Source organism: Adhaeribacter aerolatus (assembly GCF_007991635.1).
GTDB lineage: Bacteria > Bacteroidota > Bacteroidia > Cytophagales > Hymenobacteraceae > Adhaeribacter > Adhaeribacter aerolatus.
The window spans coordinates 1-17523 of sequence record NZ_BJYS01000065.1; the positions used below are offsets into that span (position 1 = coordinate 1).

10 protein-coding genes are annotated in these 17523 nt (G+C 45.0%); 2 read left to right on the forward strand and 8 right to left on the reverse strand.

What is annotated here, in order from left to right; genetic code table 11:
* Positions 1 to 842 precede the first annotated feature (842 nt).
* The 8 genes from AAE02nite_RS25810 to AAE02nite_RS25845 form a co-directional block, all read right to left on the reverse strand.
* Positions 843 to 2369: a sulfatase family protein gene (locus AAE02nite_RS25810; protein WP_146905679.1), complete on the reverse strand. Its 1527-nt coding sequence runs from the start codon at positions 2367 to 2369 to the stop codon at positions 843 to 845.
* Positions 2370 to 2654: 285 nt separating this feature from the next.
* Complete coding sequence (locus AAE02nite_RS25815; protein ID WP_246151262.1) at positions 2655 to 3701, reverse strand: formylglycine-generating enzyme family protein; 1047 nt, start codon at positions 3699 to 3701, stop codon at positions 2655 to 2657.
* A gap of 380 nt (positions 3702 to 4081) precedes the next feature.
* The gene (locus tag AAE02nite_RS25820) at positions 4082 to 5611 is read right to left on the reverse strand and encodes a sulfatase family protein (protein ID WP_146905682.1); all 1530 of its coding nucleotides are present in this window, start codon (positions 5609 to 5611) and stop codon (positions 4082 to 4084) included.
* A gap of 120 nt (positions 5612 to 5731) precedes the next feature.
* The gene (locus AAE02nite_RS25825; protein ID WP_146905685.1) at positions 5732 to 7207 is read right to left on the reverse strand and encodes a sulfatase family protein; all 1476 of its coding nucleotides are present in this window, start codon (positions 7205 to 7207) and stop codon (positions 5732 to 5734) included.
* 112 nt (positions 7208 to 7319) lie between these two features.
* On the reverse strand, positions 7320 to 9434 hold the full coding sequence (locus AAE02nite_RS25830) for a sulfatase-like hydrolase/transferase (protein WP_146905688.1): 2115 nt from the start codon (positions 9432 to 9434) through the stop codon (positions 7320 to 7322).
* Positions 9435 to 9839: 405 nt separating this feature from the next.
* Positions 9840 to 11177, reverse strand: coding sequence for an MFS transporter (locus tag AAE02nite_RS25835; RefSeq protein WP_146905692.1), 1338 nt, complete (start codon positions 11175 to 11177; stop codon positions 9840 to 9842).
* A 349-nt stretch (positions 11178 to 11526) separates the two neighbouring features.
* Positions 11527 to 12402 (reverse strand): DUF1932 domain-containing protein, encoded by an 876-nt coding sequence (locus AAE02nite_RS25840; protein WP_146905696.1) that lies wholly within the window; start codon positions 12400 to 12402, stop codon positions 11527 to 11529.
* Between the two features lie 16 nt (positions 12403 to 12418).
* Positions 12419 to 13294 carry an isocitrate lyase/phosphoenolpyruvate mutase family protein gene (locus tag AAE02nite_RS25845; RefSeq protein WP_146905699.1) on the reverse strand — a complete coding sequence of 292 codons (876 nt, stop codon included), beginning with the start codon at positions 13292 to 13294 and terminating at the stop codon, positions 12419 to 12421.
* A gap of 488 nt (positions 13295 to 13782) precedes the next feature.
* On the opposite strand from AAE02nite_RS25845, the gene AAE02nite_RS25850 reads away from it, so the two are divergent.
* Positions 13783 to 16371 (forward strand): glycoside hydrolase family 2 TIM barrel-domain containing protein, encoded by a 2589-nt coding sequence (locus tag AAE02nite_RS25850; protein WP_146905702.1) that lies wholly within the window; start codon positions 13783 to 13785, stop codon positions 16369 to 16371.
* A gap of 273 nt (positions 16372 to 16644) precedes the next feature.
* Positions 16645 to 17184: a hypothetical protein gene (locus tag AAE02nite_RS25855; protein WP_146905705.1), complete on the forward strand. Its 540-nt coding sequence runs from the start codon at positions 16645 to 16647 to the stop codon at positions 17182 to 17184.
* Positions 17185 to 17523: the final 339 nt, after the last annotated feature.

Here is a 17523-nt window from a genome sequence, read left to right on the forward strand (position 1 = left end):
CCTAAGGCAGCTACTGCCACTGTGCCAGCCATTTTTTGAAGGGCCTTCCGGCGCGAATTAGAATCAGACATAGATAATTGAGTTAATATTTTATAACAGGTTTCTTAAAAGTGCTCAGCTCATCTTCCTCCCGGATAGGCCGGGTCTAGGCACAAATATAGACCAATGGATAAATTTAGAACTATGTATTTCTACTGCTTTTTAATTTTTACAGGACTATCGCAAAATTATCCAAAGTCCCCCTTCGGAGGGGGCAAGGGGGAGGATTTACAATGTTAAAAAAGCCATTTTGCGAAAGTCCTATTTTAATTTATTTAGCGGCAGCACGGAGGTGACTAAATATTACGGATAATTATTCATACTTTTTTACGCAGACAATCCGCTTCCTGTTCTTAATCGGTTGAACTGAAAAAATCACTACAGAATATTACCGGCCTTTCTAGCCGGCATTTGTTTCATCTTTCAGGCTATTGATGCCTTTAAATGCCCGGGAGAAAGGGCACCCGCAGCACCAGTTATACAGCACATGCCATTATTAAACAAAACGGCTCAAGCAGTAGCCTGAGCCAGAATTGATAAAATTATTACATAAAGAATAGTATTGTTATTTAAACCGCAGGTTTATTCCGGTTTAGATAAAGCTTTCTTCTCTTGCAGACTCTTCTTTCCATAAGGAGCTTACAACTATAAATTGAAAAAGGGAAAGATTTATGGACAATTTCATTCTGGTCTTAAGGAACCCTTTCTGACAGACATTATGCCGTGTTCTGAGCACATAAGCCTGGCACAACCAATTTTCTGATGCTGATTCATCGCCATAATTAATACAGAATCTTTTACTTTTACAATTGCCGGCTAGCGTTCTTTTCTTTTACTTCTTTTAAGGTGGCCTGCATCTGTTGCAAAACTTTAGGGTTTGCCTTTGCTACATTTCTGGCTTCGCTTATATCTTCTTTTAAATTGTAGAGCTGCGGTTCTGGGTTATTGCCTAATTCGGTATTAGTGTTTTTATTTAAGCGCGGGCCATTGCTGGGCTCAATATATTTCCAATTATTCTGCACCAACGATAAAGTGTTGTTCAGCGCTTGCGATACAATATACTCCCGCCCGTTTTTAGCTTTGCCCAATAAGGCATTTAGTACATTAAAGCTATCCGGGGCATCCTGCGCGCCCAAGGTCTGGCCCGTTAATTGGGCAAACGAAGAGAACAAATCAACCTGGCTGATTAAAGCAGCCGATACGCCCGGCTTTATGGTGCCAGGCCAGCGTACCAGGAAGGGCACCCGGGTACTCGCTTCAAAGGCGCTGTATTTGCCACCCCGTAAACTACCAGCCGGTTTATGGCCACCCAGTTTTGAAACGGCCTTATCATCATAACCATCATCCAATACCGGCCCATTGTCGCTGCTGAATAGTACGATGGTTTTATAGGCTAAATTCAGCTTATCCAGCGCATTCAACACTTCACCAACTGTCCAATCCAGTTGCAAAATCGCATCGCCGCGCGCGCCCATACCGCTTTTACCTACAAAACGCGAATGCGGCATTCGGGGTACGTGGATATCCTGGGTAGCGAAATACAAAAAGAAAGGTCCGGTTTTATTTTTATCGATAAAATTGATGGCCCGGTTCGTAATAACGTCGGCCATTTCTTCGTCTATCCAGCGCGCTTTTTTTCCACCGGTCATGTACCCGATGCGGCTTACCCCGTTTACAATGGTATTATCATGCCCATGCGAAGGTTTCATTTTCAGCAATTCAGGATTTTCTTTTCCTGTGGGTTCATTACCAATTTTTTCCTTATAGCTTACCCGAATCGGATCAGCCGGATCCAGGTCTACAATTCGGCGGTTCTCCATGTAAACACAAGGCACTCTATCGCCGGTGGCCGGTAATATAAAACTGTAATTAAAACCAATCTCCAGCGGTCCGGGTTTAATTTCCTGGTTCCAATCGGGGCCACCCTGCGGGCCCAGACCCAGATGCCATTTACCAACCACAGCTGTTTTGTAACCCGCTTTTTGCAGCATACCCGGCAGGGTGGTAATATCGGTAGGGATTAACAAAGCGGCATCGCCGGGAGCAATACCGGTGCCTTGCTTACGCCAGGCATACTTGCCGGTAAGCATCGAAAACCGCGAAGGGGTGCAGGTAGCGGAGGTGGCATAGGCTTGGGTAAACCGTAATCCCTGGGTTGCTAACTTATCTATATTTGGCGTTTTAATCTTCGTAGCACCGTAGCTGCTCACATCGCCGTAACCTAAGTCATCGGCGTAAATAATAACAATATTAGGTTTCTGCTGGGCGAAGGTTACCCGGGCAAATACAAAACAAACGAGGGTTAGTAAATACAGGAAAGGTTTATACATAGTATGAACTTAATAATTACATTAACAGCGTAACAATGTTCCAACAATTAGAGTGAAGGCCAGGACTTTTATTTAAAAGACCGGCTGAAAGCTATTTTCTGAACAGGTAAAAAGCTACCAATTATACAAACCACTTCACCCCCAGAATCTAATCAATAGAATAAAGATAGAAGCCGAATTAGTAGAATTCCGATTTCCGAAGAATGGACTAGCCGGGATGTTTGCCATTGCTGATAATCCGGCACCTTGGCTGTGTTGGCTTGTCAACGAGCGGCGGCGTTTCGTTTAACTTTTGTTTTTTACACACCGGAATCCTAAATTATCCGAAGCACTGGTGTGTTCGCCTTTGCCCCGGCTGCCGGGCTTATAGCGCACACAATATTGGTCGCTGCACAGAAAAGAGCCGCCCCGCTGTACCCGTTTAACCGCGCCGGGCTCATCCGGGTCGAAGCTATTTTCTGGGCCCTGCGGGTTTTTAGCTGGGCTCATCTGGTAGTAATCAGGGCGGTAATAATCATTGCACCATTCCCAAACATTGCCATCCATGTCGTAGAGACCATACGCATTAGCCGGGTACGACTTAACCGGTGCTGCACCAATGAACCCATCCTCGCCGGTATTTTTATCCGGGAAATTGCCCTGGTAAATATTGGCCATCCATTTGCCACCGGGTTTCAGTTCATTTCCCCAGTAATATTTTTGCTGACCGCGGCCGCCCTGGGCAGCAAACTCCCACTCGGCTTCGGTAGGTAATCGTTTACCGGCCCATTTGGCATAAGCCGCGGCATCTTCGTAACTCACCTGCACCACCGGTTTATTGGGTTGGCTCTTTACCGAGCTTTCCGGCCCTTGCGGATGTCGCCAGCTGGCGCCCGGCACGTACTGCCACCATTGCAGCGGGTTATCCAAAGGTACTGCCTGCGACGTAGGCGTAAAAACGCCGGAACCCGGTACCACATTTTCGGCGGGTACACCCGGAAAATCAGCCGGATTTAACTGACGCTCGGCCACCGTAACATAGCCGGTAGTCTGGACAAACTTGGCGAACTCGGCGTTGGTTACTTCATGTTCATCCATCCAGAAGCCATCCACAGTAACTGGGTGCATGGGTTGCGAATCCGGAAAAGCAGCATCATTGGAACCCATTTGAAACGTACCGCCCGGAATCCAGACCATTTTGGTTTCTACTGTATCGGTCTGAGGCGCTATTTCTGCTGCATTCACCGCCGGTGCTGATGCGGCCGGTATTTCTTTCTTTTCAGGTTGATTCTGGCAACTAAAAAGGGATAAAACAGCAATGGTGAAGGTTAAGGAATAATTAATTTTTTTCAAAAAACAATAATTTTAATGGTACTACACACGTGTTTTCTTATTCAGGTAGAATAAAACTAATAAATACAATTAGAAGCAAGGCCATTAGCTTATACAGGCTTCAAATAAAAATAGGAATTAATATTTAGTAACCCTAACTTAGTTTTTAGTTCTGATTTTATCTCCTGCTGTAAAATCAGCAAGTCAACAAATGTACACTATTACTAAACTGATGTAACATTCAAATCTCACCAGATTTAAGTTTTAAAATTAAGTTATTAAACAAAGTGTAGGGTAGTTGGGACTATTCTCCGGCATTTGCAGCATTAATTCTTAAATCGGGCCTTTACAGAGAATATTTTTTTAAGTTAACTAACTGGTTAAATCCGTAGATTTCTGAATTATTTATGCATACTGGCATTGGGGTCCGCCACAATAGCCTCCAAGCGCTTAGCCAATTCTTTTACTTTTTCCGGATGCTGTTGCGCCAGATTATGATTTTCGGCTTTGTCCTGGGCCAGGTTATACAGTTGTGGTTCTTCTCCTAAACCCGTAGCAATCTTTTTATTTTTTAACCAATCAGGGGCTTGCGTGCCGGGGGCAATATATTTCCAGTCGCCGCTGCGCAAAGCGAGCACAAAGGCCTCCTCTACCATTTCGGTACGGCCTTTATTTGTTTTACCCAGCCAGGTATCCAGCATTTCCTGACTATCCGGAGCTGCGTCTTTCTCTAACTTTTGCCCGACCAGTTGGGCCAGTGAGGCATATAAATCAATCTGGTTAACCAGGGCATTGCTTACCCCTGGTTTAATTACACCGGGCCAGTACGTAATAGTAGGTACGCGGGTACCAGCCTCGTAAGCACTGTATTTGCCACCTTTAAAAGAGCCGCTGGGGTTATGCGCTCCTACTAATATTTCGGCTTGATCGGCGTAGCCATCATCTAATACAGGACCGTTATCGCTGGTAAAAATTATTAAGGTATTCTGGGCTAACCCAAGTTCCTCCAGGGTTTTCACGATCTCGCCGGTACACCAGTCCATTTGCACAATGGCATCGCCCCGCGGACCCATCTGGCTTTTTCCCACAAAACGCGGATGCGGAACACGCGGCACATGAATATCCTGAAAAGCAAAATATAAGAAAAATGGCTGTTCTTTGTTCTGGGTAATAAAGGCTTTAGCTTTCTGGGTTAATATATCCGGAAAGTCCTCGTCCTGCCAGCGCGCCGCTTTGCCACCGGCCATATAACCAATGCGGCTTACACCGTTAATAATGGTTTGGCTGTGCTGTGTGTCCGCTTTCATTTTTAAAAGTTGCGGATGCGATAAACCGGTAGGCTCATCTCCTACTTTTTCGGCGTAACTCACCTGTATCGGATCGTTGGGGTCTAACCCTACTACCCGCTGGTTCTCGACGTACACGGTAGGCACCCGGTCGCCGGTAGCGGGTATTAAAAAACTATAATCAAAACCTATTTCCTGGGGCCCGGGCTTTATTTGTTTGTTCCAGTTTACAGTGCCATTGCCCAGGCCTAAATGCCATTTACCGATAACCCCCGTTTTATAACCGGCTTTTTGCAACATGCCGGCTATTGTTGGTGTACCCGGACGGATGACCAGGGGTGCGTCGCCGGGTAAAATGGCGGCCTTATTCCGGAAAGCATGCTTGCCGGTGAGCAACGAAAACCGCGAAGGCGTGCAGGTAGCGGCGGAACTATGCCCATCGGTAAACCGCAAGCCCTCCTTTGCCAATCTATCTATATTGGGCGTGGCTACCCCCTTGGCGCCATAGCAGCCTACATCGGCATAACCCAAATCATCCACGTAAATAATAACAATATTAGGCTTTTGTTGGGCCTTGTCCTGGGAGGAAGAAGAACAGGCAAAAACCCCTAACAGTAAGAAAATAACTAAGAAGCGATTTATCATGGTTAGTACCAGTAGTGTTTTGCTTGTCGGGAGCTTTTAAAGGATATTTTTAACTTTTGCTGATAAATAAACCCGTTTTATTGTTAATGCTTAAAATTAAATATTTCAAAACAAAAGCGTTTACTCGTATGTCCATTTATGATACCAGGGGTCGCTGGTTTCTTTCTGAAACTGCTTCATTTTAGTGAGGAGTTGGTTAAAAACTTCCTGGTGGGATTTTGATTGGGCGAGGTTATTTATTTCCCCCGGGTCTTTTTCTAAATCGTATAATTCAAATTTAGGACGGTGCAGGAACTGCTGAATGGCGCGTTGTCCGTAAATATTGCTTTTAGATTTCTGAACGCTTTGCCACGCCGATGATTCTACTAAATCCAGCGCAAAAGGAAAAGTTAATTCATGCGCCAGGTTGTATATCAGTTTGTACTTTGGGGTACGAATTACGCGCATGGGGTAGTACATGGTAATTTCGTGTAAAGAATGCGAAGCGTATATTTCGGTTTGCCCCGCAGCCTTCTCATTTTCCAGAACGGCCCGGAAAGATTTTCCTTGCAGTTTGGTTCCAGAGGAAGCACCGGCATAATCCAGGATAGTGGGCGTAATATCTACCCACGATACCAGGGCGGGTTGCACAAAGCTTTTCTGATCTTTGCCGGGCCGGCGAACAATCAATGGCAACTTCATGCCGGGATCGTACAAAGTAGTTTTTGCGCCCGGAAAAGCCACGCCATTATCCGATAGATAAATAATGAGCGAATTCTCGTATTGGCCCGCATCTTTCAAAATCTGAATTAACTGCCCTACTCCCTGGTCCAGGCGCGACACGGCCTGGTAATACTGGGCCAGTTCTGCTCTGGTTTCGGCGTTATCAGGTAAAAAAGGCGGCACTATTACCTTGTCCGGAGCGTACACGATTTCCTTTATGCCAGGATAACCTTGCCGGCGATTGCCGAAAAGGTTAGGTGCCGGATAAGAATTAAATGTAGGATGGCCGTTGGGCAACACCCCGTTAGAGCGGTGCGGATCGTCGGAAGCAAAATACAGGAAAAACGGCTTACCAGGTTGGCTAATAAAAGCTTTACAGGCGGCTGCCATTTCTACCGGGCTGCGGCCCAAAGCATTGGGGTCATTGGCCTGCCCCGCCGACAAAACCGTCTGGAACTGGAATACCTTTTCGGGCGCCACATGAAACTTGCCTACCCGGGCCGTGCGGTAACCTTTTTTAGCCAGTAGTTCCGGTAAACCGGCTACGTTCTCAAAAGAATTAAAATGATGGTAAGTGTGCTCCAGGCCGTACATGCCGTTGGCGTGGTTATGCAAACCGGTTAATAATACCGACCGGCTAGGGCTGCAACTGGCGGTGGTACAAAAGGCATTGGTAAACCGTACCCCTTCCGCTGCCAGTTTATCCAGATTAGGCGTTTGGATAACCGGATTACCGTAGCAACCCAACGCATCGGTGCCGTGATCGTCGGCCACTATTATGATAATATTCGGTGCTGTATTATTTTGCGCCGCTGCATACCCGAAACTTAGTAAGCAACTTACCAGCGTAAGCCATGCTACCTTTCTAAGTTTAACTAAGTGTGATATTTTCATCGGTATGCAAAAAAATATTTTGTTCCAGCTACTGATAAAAGAGCTATAAATTAATATTATATCTAAAATAAAAGCAGCATTCAATTATTTAAATGCTGCTTTTATTATTCCACTACCGGGCTGCCACGGCGGCGTCCTGGTAAAATACTGTTGCCGGAATGGCTTGTTTACTAATACCAGGACCTTCCCACTGGAAATTAAACAATACCTTTCCGGCGGCTTTTTTCGTGTAAAAACGGAACGGGTGCAAACCAGCTTTTAACAATATTTTACCCGCCGCTTCCTGGCCTTTGGTAAAAGAATAATCGGCATCGATAACAGTAGCTTCGTGGATCCGCAGCAAAGAACCGGCCGCAGCATCTACATAAAAGGTATAGGCCCCATCGGTGGGCACCCGCAAGTAGCCTTCGAAAAACAGTACACTATTATCCGGGGCTTTTGCGGCTTTCACATCTACCTGCCGGGCCTGGCCTTTTGTAACAGGTTTTAAAGTAGCTACCTCCGGCAACCAGGGATAATTACCCGTAAATGCTTTCCAGGATAGACCGGCTTTAATTTTTTGTTCTGCTATGCCCGGTACTAATTCTGCATCGTAAGGCCGTTTGGCTTCGGCATCGGGCCGGCGTACTTGCAATATTTTGTCTTTCATTTGCTGCTGCAGCGCTGCCATGCCGGCATTTTTGGCTAAGTTATTCGCTTGCTGAAGATCTTTTACCACATTGTAAATTTCAAAATCATCGGCCTGCGATTTAATATCATATCGCACCCCCACGTTATCGCCCAGCCGGATGAGCTGCATTTGGTTGCGTCTTCTTTTCCGGTGCTGGGGCTGAAATTCGCTGAAATCGGGGGTGATGCCATTATTAAAATATTCTATATATACCACTCCTTCGCGCTGCTTGCCTACGCCGGTTAAAGACGGTAAAAGCGAAACCCCATCGATCCGGGCCGGTGCCGGCACCCCGGCGGCATCGGTAAAGGTAGGCAGCCAGTCGTGCGAGGCATTAGGCGTTTGCACTACGCGGTTTGCCGGAATGCGACCGGGCCAGTAAGCCAAAGCCGGCATCCGCACGCCACCTTCCCATACGTCGCGCTTCACCCCGTCGAAAGGACCAAAACTATTAAAGAAAGTTGGATTATTGGGTTGATAGGTATCGGGCAGGTAAGACTCCAGCGAAGGTCCGTTATCCGAAGTAAAAACAATCAGGGTATTGGTATCCTCTTTTAGATCTTTCAGCAAGGTTATTAAATCGCCCACCTGGTCGTCGATGCGCCGGACGGAGGTGGCGTAGCGTTTGTAAACATCGGGCCAGGCCACTTCGGGCGTAGACTTGTTATTATCGTGGTCGTAGGTTGCTTTGGCATAATCCGGGTGTACCCAAGAATCGACGCTACCGGAAGCAGTATTTATCATCTGGCCCGGTTTTCCTACCCATTGCATGCCGCCTTTAAGTCCGCCTCCGGCTGGGTAGGGCTGCGTCGGTAATTCGAGTACAGCGTGCGGGGTATCGTAAGCCAAATACATAAAAAATGGATTGTTAGCCTGCTGGCCTTTTTTATGTTCCACTATCCATCTTTTAGCCGCGGCGGTCCATAAATCACCGGTATAACATTTATCCAGGCCGGCCGAAACTTCGGTGTTGTTTTCCCATACTTCTTTTGCGCCCCGGTAAATGCCTTCTTTCGGATAATGCTCGTGGCCATCCGCGTGCCGCATGTAACCGTAGTAATAATCAAAGCCCCGCTTATTTGGGTGGGCCGGCCATTCCCGGCTTTCTTTGCTGCCACCTTGTAGTCCCCACTTACCAATGGCGGCTGTGGCATAGCCAACCCGGCGTAAAACCGATGCAATGGTGTGGTTATCTTCCAGCGCCTTATCAAACTGGTTATCGCGTACGTTGGCATGTCCCTGACTTACTCCCATTAAGATAGAGGCCCGCGAAGGGGCACAAACCGGGGCAGCGCAATAATGGTGCGGTAATTTAGCGCCCCCGGCGGCCATTTTATCTAAATTAGGGGTAAAGGCCCAAGGCTCACTCCTATCATTATTTTTTTGCCGCTGTTTCTGAAAAAAAGTACCCAAGTCGCCCCAACCCAAATCATCGGTCAGGATAAATATTATATTCGGTTGTTTTTTTGCAGCTGGTTTACCTCCCTGAGCCCGGGCATTAAAACCGGAAGTGAGGCTGACAAAGAAAAGAATAAGGGCTACGCTGTACTTGCTCATTATTAAGTTTATCTTATTACGGTTAAGGTCAATCGGGTTAGTTTTTAGTTAAAATGAAAAGTTGAGACGGCAAAGTAAGTAAAATAAAAAACGCTAATCTGCAAAAATCCGCCCCTTACTTCCCTTATCATTTTCTTCCTAAATAAGCGGTATGATTCTATGAAACAGATAGACGCTAAAAGTAAGTGGCGCTTTTTCAGTTACACCATGCACGTTTACCTTTATCATTTTCAAAAACTATAAACAGGAGAATGGATACTTTCTAATCTTTCAGCGAAAAGAAAATAATAAATAGGTTGAGGGATAGTGTAGACATGCATCCGGCCAGGTAGGCGCTGTGCCGGAGGCAGTATTAAAATTTTAGCGTGTGTTACTGCCGGCAATAATTAGGTATGGTTAAATAATTTAGACCTTATTCTCCTCCACATAAGGCGTGGCCTTCCAGGTTAAAGCGAAGAAGACCGCACTTAAAAAGGCTGAAAATAATATTAACATGAAAGCTCCTTTCCAGCCGTAATATTCGGCTACGCCCCCAACGCCTACTCCAGAAATGGTAGCGCCCACATAGCCCCAGAAACCGGTAAACCCGGACGCACTGGCAGCCGATTTCTTTCCGGCGTAAGTGGCTGCGGCGACACTAACCAGCATTAAGGGGCCGTAGACCAGAAAACCGGACAACGCCAGGATCAGGATTATTAGAATGGTATTGCCATACGGGGCGATCCAGAACAAAACGATGCAGAAAGCCAACAGAAACATATAAATCGCCATGGTTGGACCTCTTCTGGCTTTAAACGTTTTATCTGAAACGTAGCCGGCCAGGAGCATACCGGCAATTCCGACCAATTCAAAAGCCGCTAATACCCAGCCCGCCTTTGTAATATTAACGCCTTTGTTGGCGCTGATAAACAAGGGTGTCCAGGTTACCAGCCCGTACCGCACGATGTACAGAAACATATTACCAAAGGCGGTGAGCCAAACATATTTATTCGACAGCACATTTTTAAACAAAGCCTCATTGAAGAATTTTGGGCTTTTTACCCGCGCCGGTGCTAAACTTTTAAGCTTTTCGCCTTTATATTCTTCTACCGGTGGCAAACCCATATTCTCGGGAATATCGCCCAGACGATTAAAAAGAAAAACAGCGGTTATAAATGCAAACAGAGAAGGCACGATAAAAGCGTATTGCCAGCCCATCAGCACCAAATAGCCGCCGGCAGCGAAAATAATGGCCGCCCCAACCTGATGCGAGCAGCCAAAAATACCCCATATCCGGCCGTACTCTTTCGGGGTATACCAATGGCTAAGCAGCCGGGCGCCGGGCGGAAATCCCATACTCTGAAACCAACCGTTTAATCCCCAGACCAGCACCAATACCCAAAGCATAGAACTGAGCCCAAATATTAAATTAGCCAGGCCGGATAGAAATAGACCAATGGCCATTACGTACCGGGGGTTAGACCGGTCGGCAATAATACCGTTTAAAAACTTGCCTACGCCATAAGTAATTTGCAAAACCGATACTATTAACCCCAACTGAAATTTATCGTACCCTAAATCGCTTTGCATGTGGGGCAAAGCCATGGATATATTTACCCGGCAGAAATAGTAAACCGCATAACCAATAAAAGCACTATAAAGAATCCTTTTTCGCCAGTAGCGGTATTGTTGATCTACCTCTTGCGGGTTCACCGTTTCCCGGATAACCGTACGGGCTGTATTAAATATATCCAGAGTCTTCATTGGCTGGTTATTAACGGGTTAACTATTGTAGTCCTTTAAAATGAAGTGTTGTTTTTTTAACTAAAAGCTTATTGTACACTTTGAGTTAAATAAGGAGTAATGAAGTCCTGGTTTCCGGTAGTTGCCTTCCCATACCGGAAGAGAAACGGCCGGAATATCCTAGATCAGAGTCAAATTTGTTCTGTTGGGGTTGGTATAAGTGGCGGAATATTTATGTATTAGGTACCCAACCGATATTGTTAAATTAAGACAGGACTTTCGCAAAAATTTCGTTTAAATATTTCAACCTCCTCCGAAGTGGGATTTCTTATAAACGCTGCGAAAGCCCTTTAATAATTACTGGCGTTCGCTATTGCTGCTTAGCCAGCACCGCAATAACTGCCTCGGCATTAACCGGCGCTTGCGGAAAAAAAGATTTCAAATCCAAAGCCATAGATTGTTTAAAATATTGCAGGGTAGCGGTGGTCAGGATTGGCGAAGCGCCGATTTCCTGCATGGTATCGATAACCTGCTGCATCTCGTAATAGCGACGTTCGTAAGCCACGGCGTGCGATTTCATCCAGGTTTCGCCTATTTCGGCGAAGGGCTTGCTATCTATAAAAGCCGTAATTTCCTGCCATAAATCCGACTGGATACCGGCTTTCTGCGCCGCAACCAACATCTCCAGCAATAGCACTTCCACGCCTTTGGAGAAAATACTGCGCAGCATTTTAAACATCGATGCCTTGCCTACTTCCTTAGCGTAGAATTTAGCTTTAATACCACCTTGCTGCAATAGCGCCGCTATCTCCTCCCCTTGGTCGCCACCAATTAAAACCTGAATGGAAGTATCGCCGGGATTTACCGCATTCGTAATGACCCCTTCTACAAAATTGGCTTTACCTGTGTGAATAATATTTTGGATATTAATTTTAATACCCGGCGAAGTAGAATTACAATCGATAAAAAACTGATTCTCTTGCAAATAGGGCAGACAGGCAGTTGCGACGGTTTCTGCTACCTGCGTTGTAACAGCCGAAATAAGGTGGGTACTTTGGGCAATTAAATCCGGTAAAGCCAGCATCTGAGCATTATGCTCCTGGGCTTTAGCCAGAATAGCCGCTTTAGAAGCAGGAGCTTCCAGCAACGTATCGTATACCGCGAAAGGCGTACCCGTACGCTTAAAAATAGCCGCTAAAACAGAACCCACCGTTCCAAAACCAATAATGCCAATTTTGTAGTCCATATAAATTAAACAAGGCTTATAGATATTTTTTCTCGTTTTGCTTCATGCTTTTAATATCCTGCAAATCAAAAACTTCGTCGAGCGTAGCAATTGTATTTTCTATTTTTTTAACCCCTTTTGAACGCTTTATTTCCGAAAGCACCTCCTGGCTGGCCTTAATGGCTGCCCGTAAAACCTGGTTGGCATAAATAATTACTTTTACTTTTCCCAGTTCTTCTATTTTATCTTCCGTTAAGTCGGGGTAAGAAGTAGGTACCAATACTAACGGCACCGGACTGGTCCAGGCATTCACAAATTGAATAATTTCGTCGGGGGTTTTGCTCTTCGAATGAATAAAGATACAATCGGCGCCCGCTTCGGTATACAGCATGGCCCGATCCAAGGCTTCTTGCTGGCCCATACCCGCAATCAGGGCTTCTGTCCGGGCTATTACCGTAAAATCTTTACTTTTTTGGGCATCTTTGGCGGCTCTGATTTTGCCGGCAAATTCTTTCGCGTCCAGCAACTCCTGCCGGCCGCCGGCTAATAAACTGGTATCTTTCGGAAAACGTTTGTCTTCCAGACACAGGGCGGCAATGCCGGCTTCATCCAAAATCTTGGTTAAATAAATTACATTTATCGCGTTGCCATAACCCGTATCGCCATCATAAATTATCGGAATATTAATCGCTTCTTTTATCGCCAGCGCCTCTTCTACAAAAGTTTTCATCGAAAGAATGCTGGCATCAGGCAAACCGTAAGAAGCCGAAATGCAAAAACCGCTCGACCAGACAAAATCAAAGCCGGCCCGCTGAATCATTTTAGCTTCCAGCGCATCTCTGGCGCCAACTCCGGTTATATAATTTCTATTTTGTAACAGATTTCTGAAAGTAGCAGCTAATTGGTTCGTCATTGTAGTGTTGAATGTTATGAAAGAGGTTAATTTCTGTAGTTAGTTGATTTATTTTTAAGTCAAAAGCGCGTTTATAGTTACCGAAAACAATAACCAAAACAGGTAAGATTAAATAATCTCATCTATTTACTTTTCGTTTCACTATTTATTCTTTAAAGTAATATTTCCTTTCCAATTTTAATAATAATATCTATATAACTTTCAATATCTATCTATTAATTATTATTTTTATCGCGCAATAAAATTAGTTAGCAAAACAATATTTAAACCATCCCTATTTTGGTAGTAAACCTGGATGGTTTAAACCAAGCCGGTTTTAGAAATAAAGTTTAAGAAAAATTTAGCAGGTTCGCCGGCAACCGGCTTTTCTTAATTATTGCTGGTTGGGAATGTTTAGTTTTTCGGCAGGAGAACTTAATAATTATAATTAGAATACCTGCTACCAGCATTGTTCCGGACATGAAGCGCAAAAGCGTTACACATTTTATATGATGAAAAGCCAATTTCCCCTGCTTACATTACTTTTAATCGGTTTAGTTTTGTTCGGCGCTTCCTTTATCAAGAAAGAAAAGTCAACGCCTGGCCGACAGAGAATTAACTTCGACTTAAACTGGAAATTTTACCAGGGCGATAAAGCCGGGGCAGAAAACCCTAATTTTCCGGTAGATGATTGGCGCAGCGTAAACCTGCCTCATGATTGGAGCATAGAGGGCAAGTACGATACTATTTACGGTACCGATTGGCAAAGCGGCTACTTGCCGGCCGGCATTGGCTGGTACCGTAAAACCTTCGACTGGCATTCAGAATGGCAGAATAAAAAAGTATCGGTGCAGTTTGACGGGGTTTATATGAACAGCGATGTCTGGCTAAACGGCCAGCATCTGGGAAAGCGTCCTTATGGCTATATCAGCTTTATGTACGACCTTACCCCTTACCTTAAGAAAGGAAAAAATATATTAGCGGTTAAGGTAGACCATTCTAAACCGCAAAGCGGGCGCTGGTATACTGGCTCCGGCATTTACCGCCATGTTTGGCTGGAAGTTACCAATCCGGTTCGGGTGGCGCATTGGGGAACGCAGGTAACCACGCCCGGGGTGAGTGCAGCCAAAGCCACTATTAACATTAAAACGCAGGTGCTGTCCGAAGGAATAACCGGGGAAAATATTCAGCTGGAAACCCGGATTTTAGATAAAACCGGTAAAACAGTGGCTTCGGGCACTACGGCTAAAAAAAGTGACGAGGCAAAAACTTTAGATTTTGAGCAACAACTAACCATTGAGGGGCCGCAGCTCTGGTCACCGGATACGCCTTATCTGTACGAGGTAGTAAATATTGTGCGGGTTCGCAACCAGGTTACCGATGAGTACCATACGCCGTTGGGCATCCGGAAATTAGATTTTAATGCTGCTAAAGGTTTTTTACTCAACGATAAGCAGGTAAAAATTAAAGGCGTTTGTCTGCACCACGATGCCGGCCCCGTGGGTGCAGCCGTACCGGACGATGTACTTTACCGCCGGTTAAAACTGCTGAAGGATATGGGCTGCAATACCATCCGGACTTCCCATAATCCGTTTGCCCCGGAGTTTTACAGTATGTGCGATAGCTTGGGGATAATGGTCATGAACGAAACATTTGACGGCTGGGAAACGGCCAAAGCCCGACACGATTACGGTAATTATTTCGCAGAATGGTGGCAAAAAGATGCGACTGATTTTATCCGCCGCGACCGCAATCATCCGAGTATTATTATTTGGTCTATCGGCAATGAAGTAGTGAAAGGAACGCTGGACACACAGAAAAAACTGCTTCAGCTTTTTCACACCCTCGACCCCACCCGACCGGTTACCCAGGGCGGCCACGACCCCACCCGCGGCATGACCGGCGACAAGGCGCGCACCGCTTTGGATATTAATGGTTTTAATGGCGGCGGCGAAGAGATCGGAGCGTTTGAAGAATTTCACGAAAAATTTCCGGATATCCCATCCATTGGCACCGAAGTACCCCATACTTACCAGACCCGCGGGGTGTATCGCACCACCACCAACTGGCGTCGGCAACACTTCCCGGCTCCCTGGGAAATCAGAAGCGGCTCGGCCGGTTCCATGAAAGATAAAGCCGATAAAGTTTTCCGGATTGCCGATTTAGCGCCACAGGAGGTTTTTCCGGAAGAACAGCAAACTACTTACTACCAGAACGGGGAAGTAAAACCGATTTTAAATAAAAAGCCCTGGGCCACTAATATTTATTACCAGTCATCCTACGATAATGCCACTGTCCGTTCGAGCGCGCGCAAAGCCTGGCAGCGCGTCCGGGATTTTGATTACGTCATGGGCCATTTCCGCTGGACCGGTTTTGATTATTTAGGCGAAACCAACGGCTGGCCTTCCCGGATGGCTAATTTTGGGGTACTCGATATTTGCGGTTTCCCCAAAGATCATTATTACCTGTACCAAAGCCTCTGGACCGAAAAACCCATGGTGCACCTGTTACCCCACTGGACGCACCCGGCCAAAGAAGGCACCAAAATACCCGTTGTCGTTTATACCAATGGCGATGCGGTAGAATTATTTTTAAATGGCAAGTCTTTAGGCAAACAGCCCTACCAGGACGAACAACTCGTGTGGCAAGTGCCTTATGAACCCGGTACAATAAAAGCTGTTGCGCTAAAAAACGGTAAAGAAGTAGCTACCCACAGTTATACCACCGCCGGGGCACCCGCCGCTATTCAGGTAAAACTGGATAAAAACCAACTAAACGCTAACCTGAAAGACATAACCCACCTGGAAGTTACGGTAGTGGACAGCAAAGGCACGCCCGTTCCTCTGGCAACAAATAATATCAGCTTTTCGGTAAATGGGCCCGGTAAACTGATTGGCGTAGACAACGGCGATCCTTTAGATCTAAGCAATTACAAAACCAATCAAAGGCGTGCCTTCCGGGGTAAATGTTTGGGATTGGTCCAGGCCACCGATAAACCGGGCGTAATTAAAGTTAACCTGAGTTCTCCCGGATTAAAATCAAAAGAGGTAACTATTCAGGTTAAAAAAGATGAGTCTGAAAAGAGAATTGGCCTATAGCATTAAGAGAGAGTTTTGTAATACAGTAATTGTATAGCATACTTTATAAACCTGCTTACCCCGCTGGGCCTATTATCCGGTCAAAAAGTAGAACCGAATAAAGAATGGATTTTTTTCTAAATTTATTATCCGCCATAATATTTATATATTTTTACTTAGAGATAGCTTTATTTGGGTGTAATCTGATGGATGGTGTTTATTTCTATAAAATATAAAAAAAGTTGTGAAAACATTCTTGTGCAGCAGCTAAAAAAAGACATCTAAGAAATTAAAATGGGATTTGGATTTAACTTATTCTTCATTCTCATTCTTATCCCATTTACAGGAATACTGTTAATTATTTGGCTAATATCGAGAAAACTCCTAATTGGAAAAATACTCAGATTAATTTGGCTCGGAATAATTGGACTTGTTGTACTTGTGAGTGCATTAAATTGGTTGACTTCCAAAACAGAATTAGATAAGGAAGACTATTACGGAGAATATGTAATAAATAGAGATTACTTCAAGGGAAAACAAACTGATTGGCAATACAATCACTTTCGATTTGAAATAACTGATCAAGACTCAATTTTTTTTCACGTCACAGATAAAGAGAAAATATTAAATACTTATCGAGGGACAGTTAGAACAACCAACCCAATAAACTATCACTCAGACAGGCTGATAATTGTAATGGAAAAACCAACACACCACATTCTAACAAGTAACCCGACAACTTACAGAAGTGCTTGGAGTTTCTATCTGGTGTTTAACTCGCCAAAATTTCACAATGTATTTTTCGAGAAAGGAAAATGGAAAAAAATAGAATGAAGAAGAAAAAAGCTGACCGCACAACATTACATATAGCTTACGGCGGGCAAAGTGATGGAAACAAGTATTCTCCTGTTAAGTAATTTTATTCACGGTGAATAATTTCTCGTTTCTAAAATCGCCACAAGTCATATGAGTGGACCGTTAGAACCAAAGATAAACGAAATTTACATATCGATGACTCACCTGGAATCTAGAGTATATACACAAGTTCATCAGGTATGTTTAATCAAAAGCGCGTAAACCAACAAAGAGCAGCCTAAAAATAGTTAGCGGGTAGTGGAATAAAAAGTATGCAGGGATAAAAAAAGGCAGTGGATTGTTTAAGGAGATGGAATG

Bases quoted from the DNA above. Each gene is read 5' to 3' on its own strand.
- AAE02nite_RS25825 (WP_146905685.1), bottom strand. From the start codon at position 7,207: ATGAAAATATCACACTTAGTTAAACTTAGAAAGGTAGCATGGCTTACG.
- AAE02nite_RS25850 (WP_146905702.1), top strand. From the start codon at position 13,783: ATGATGAAAAGCCAATTTCCCCTGCTTACATTACTTTTAATCGGTTTA.
- AAE02nite_RS25820 (WP_146905682.1), bottom strand. From the start codon at position 5,611: ATGATAAATCGCTTCTTAGTTATTTTCTTACTGTTAGGGGTTTTTGCC.
- AAE02nite_RS25810 (WP_146905679.1), bottom strand. From the start codon at position 2,369: ATGTATAAACCTTTCCTGTATTTACTAACCCTCGTTTGTTTTGTATTT.
- AAE02nite_RS25835 (WP_146905692.1), bottom strand. From the start codon at position 11,177: ATGAAGACTCTGGATATATTTAATACAGCCCGTACGGTTATCCGGGAA.
- AAE02nite_RS25840 (WP_146905696.1), bottom strand. From the start codon at position 12,402: ATGGACTACAAAATTGGCATTATTGGTTTTGGAACGGTGGGTTCTGTT.
- AAE02nite_RS25855 (WP_146905705.1), top strand. From the start codon at position 16,645: ATGGGATTTGGATTTAACTTATTCTTCATTCTCATTCTTATCCCATTT.
- AAE02nite_RS25830 (WP_146905688.1), bottom strand. From the start codon at position 9,434: ATGAGCAAGTACAGCGTAGCCCTTATTCTTTTCTTTGTCAGCCTCACT.
- AAE02nite_RS25845 (WP_146905699.1), bottom strand. From the start codon at position 13,294: ATGACGAACCAATTAGCTGCTACTTTCAGAAATCTGTTACAAAATAGA.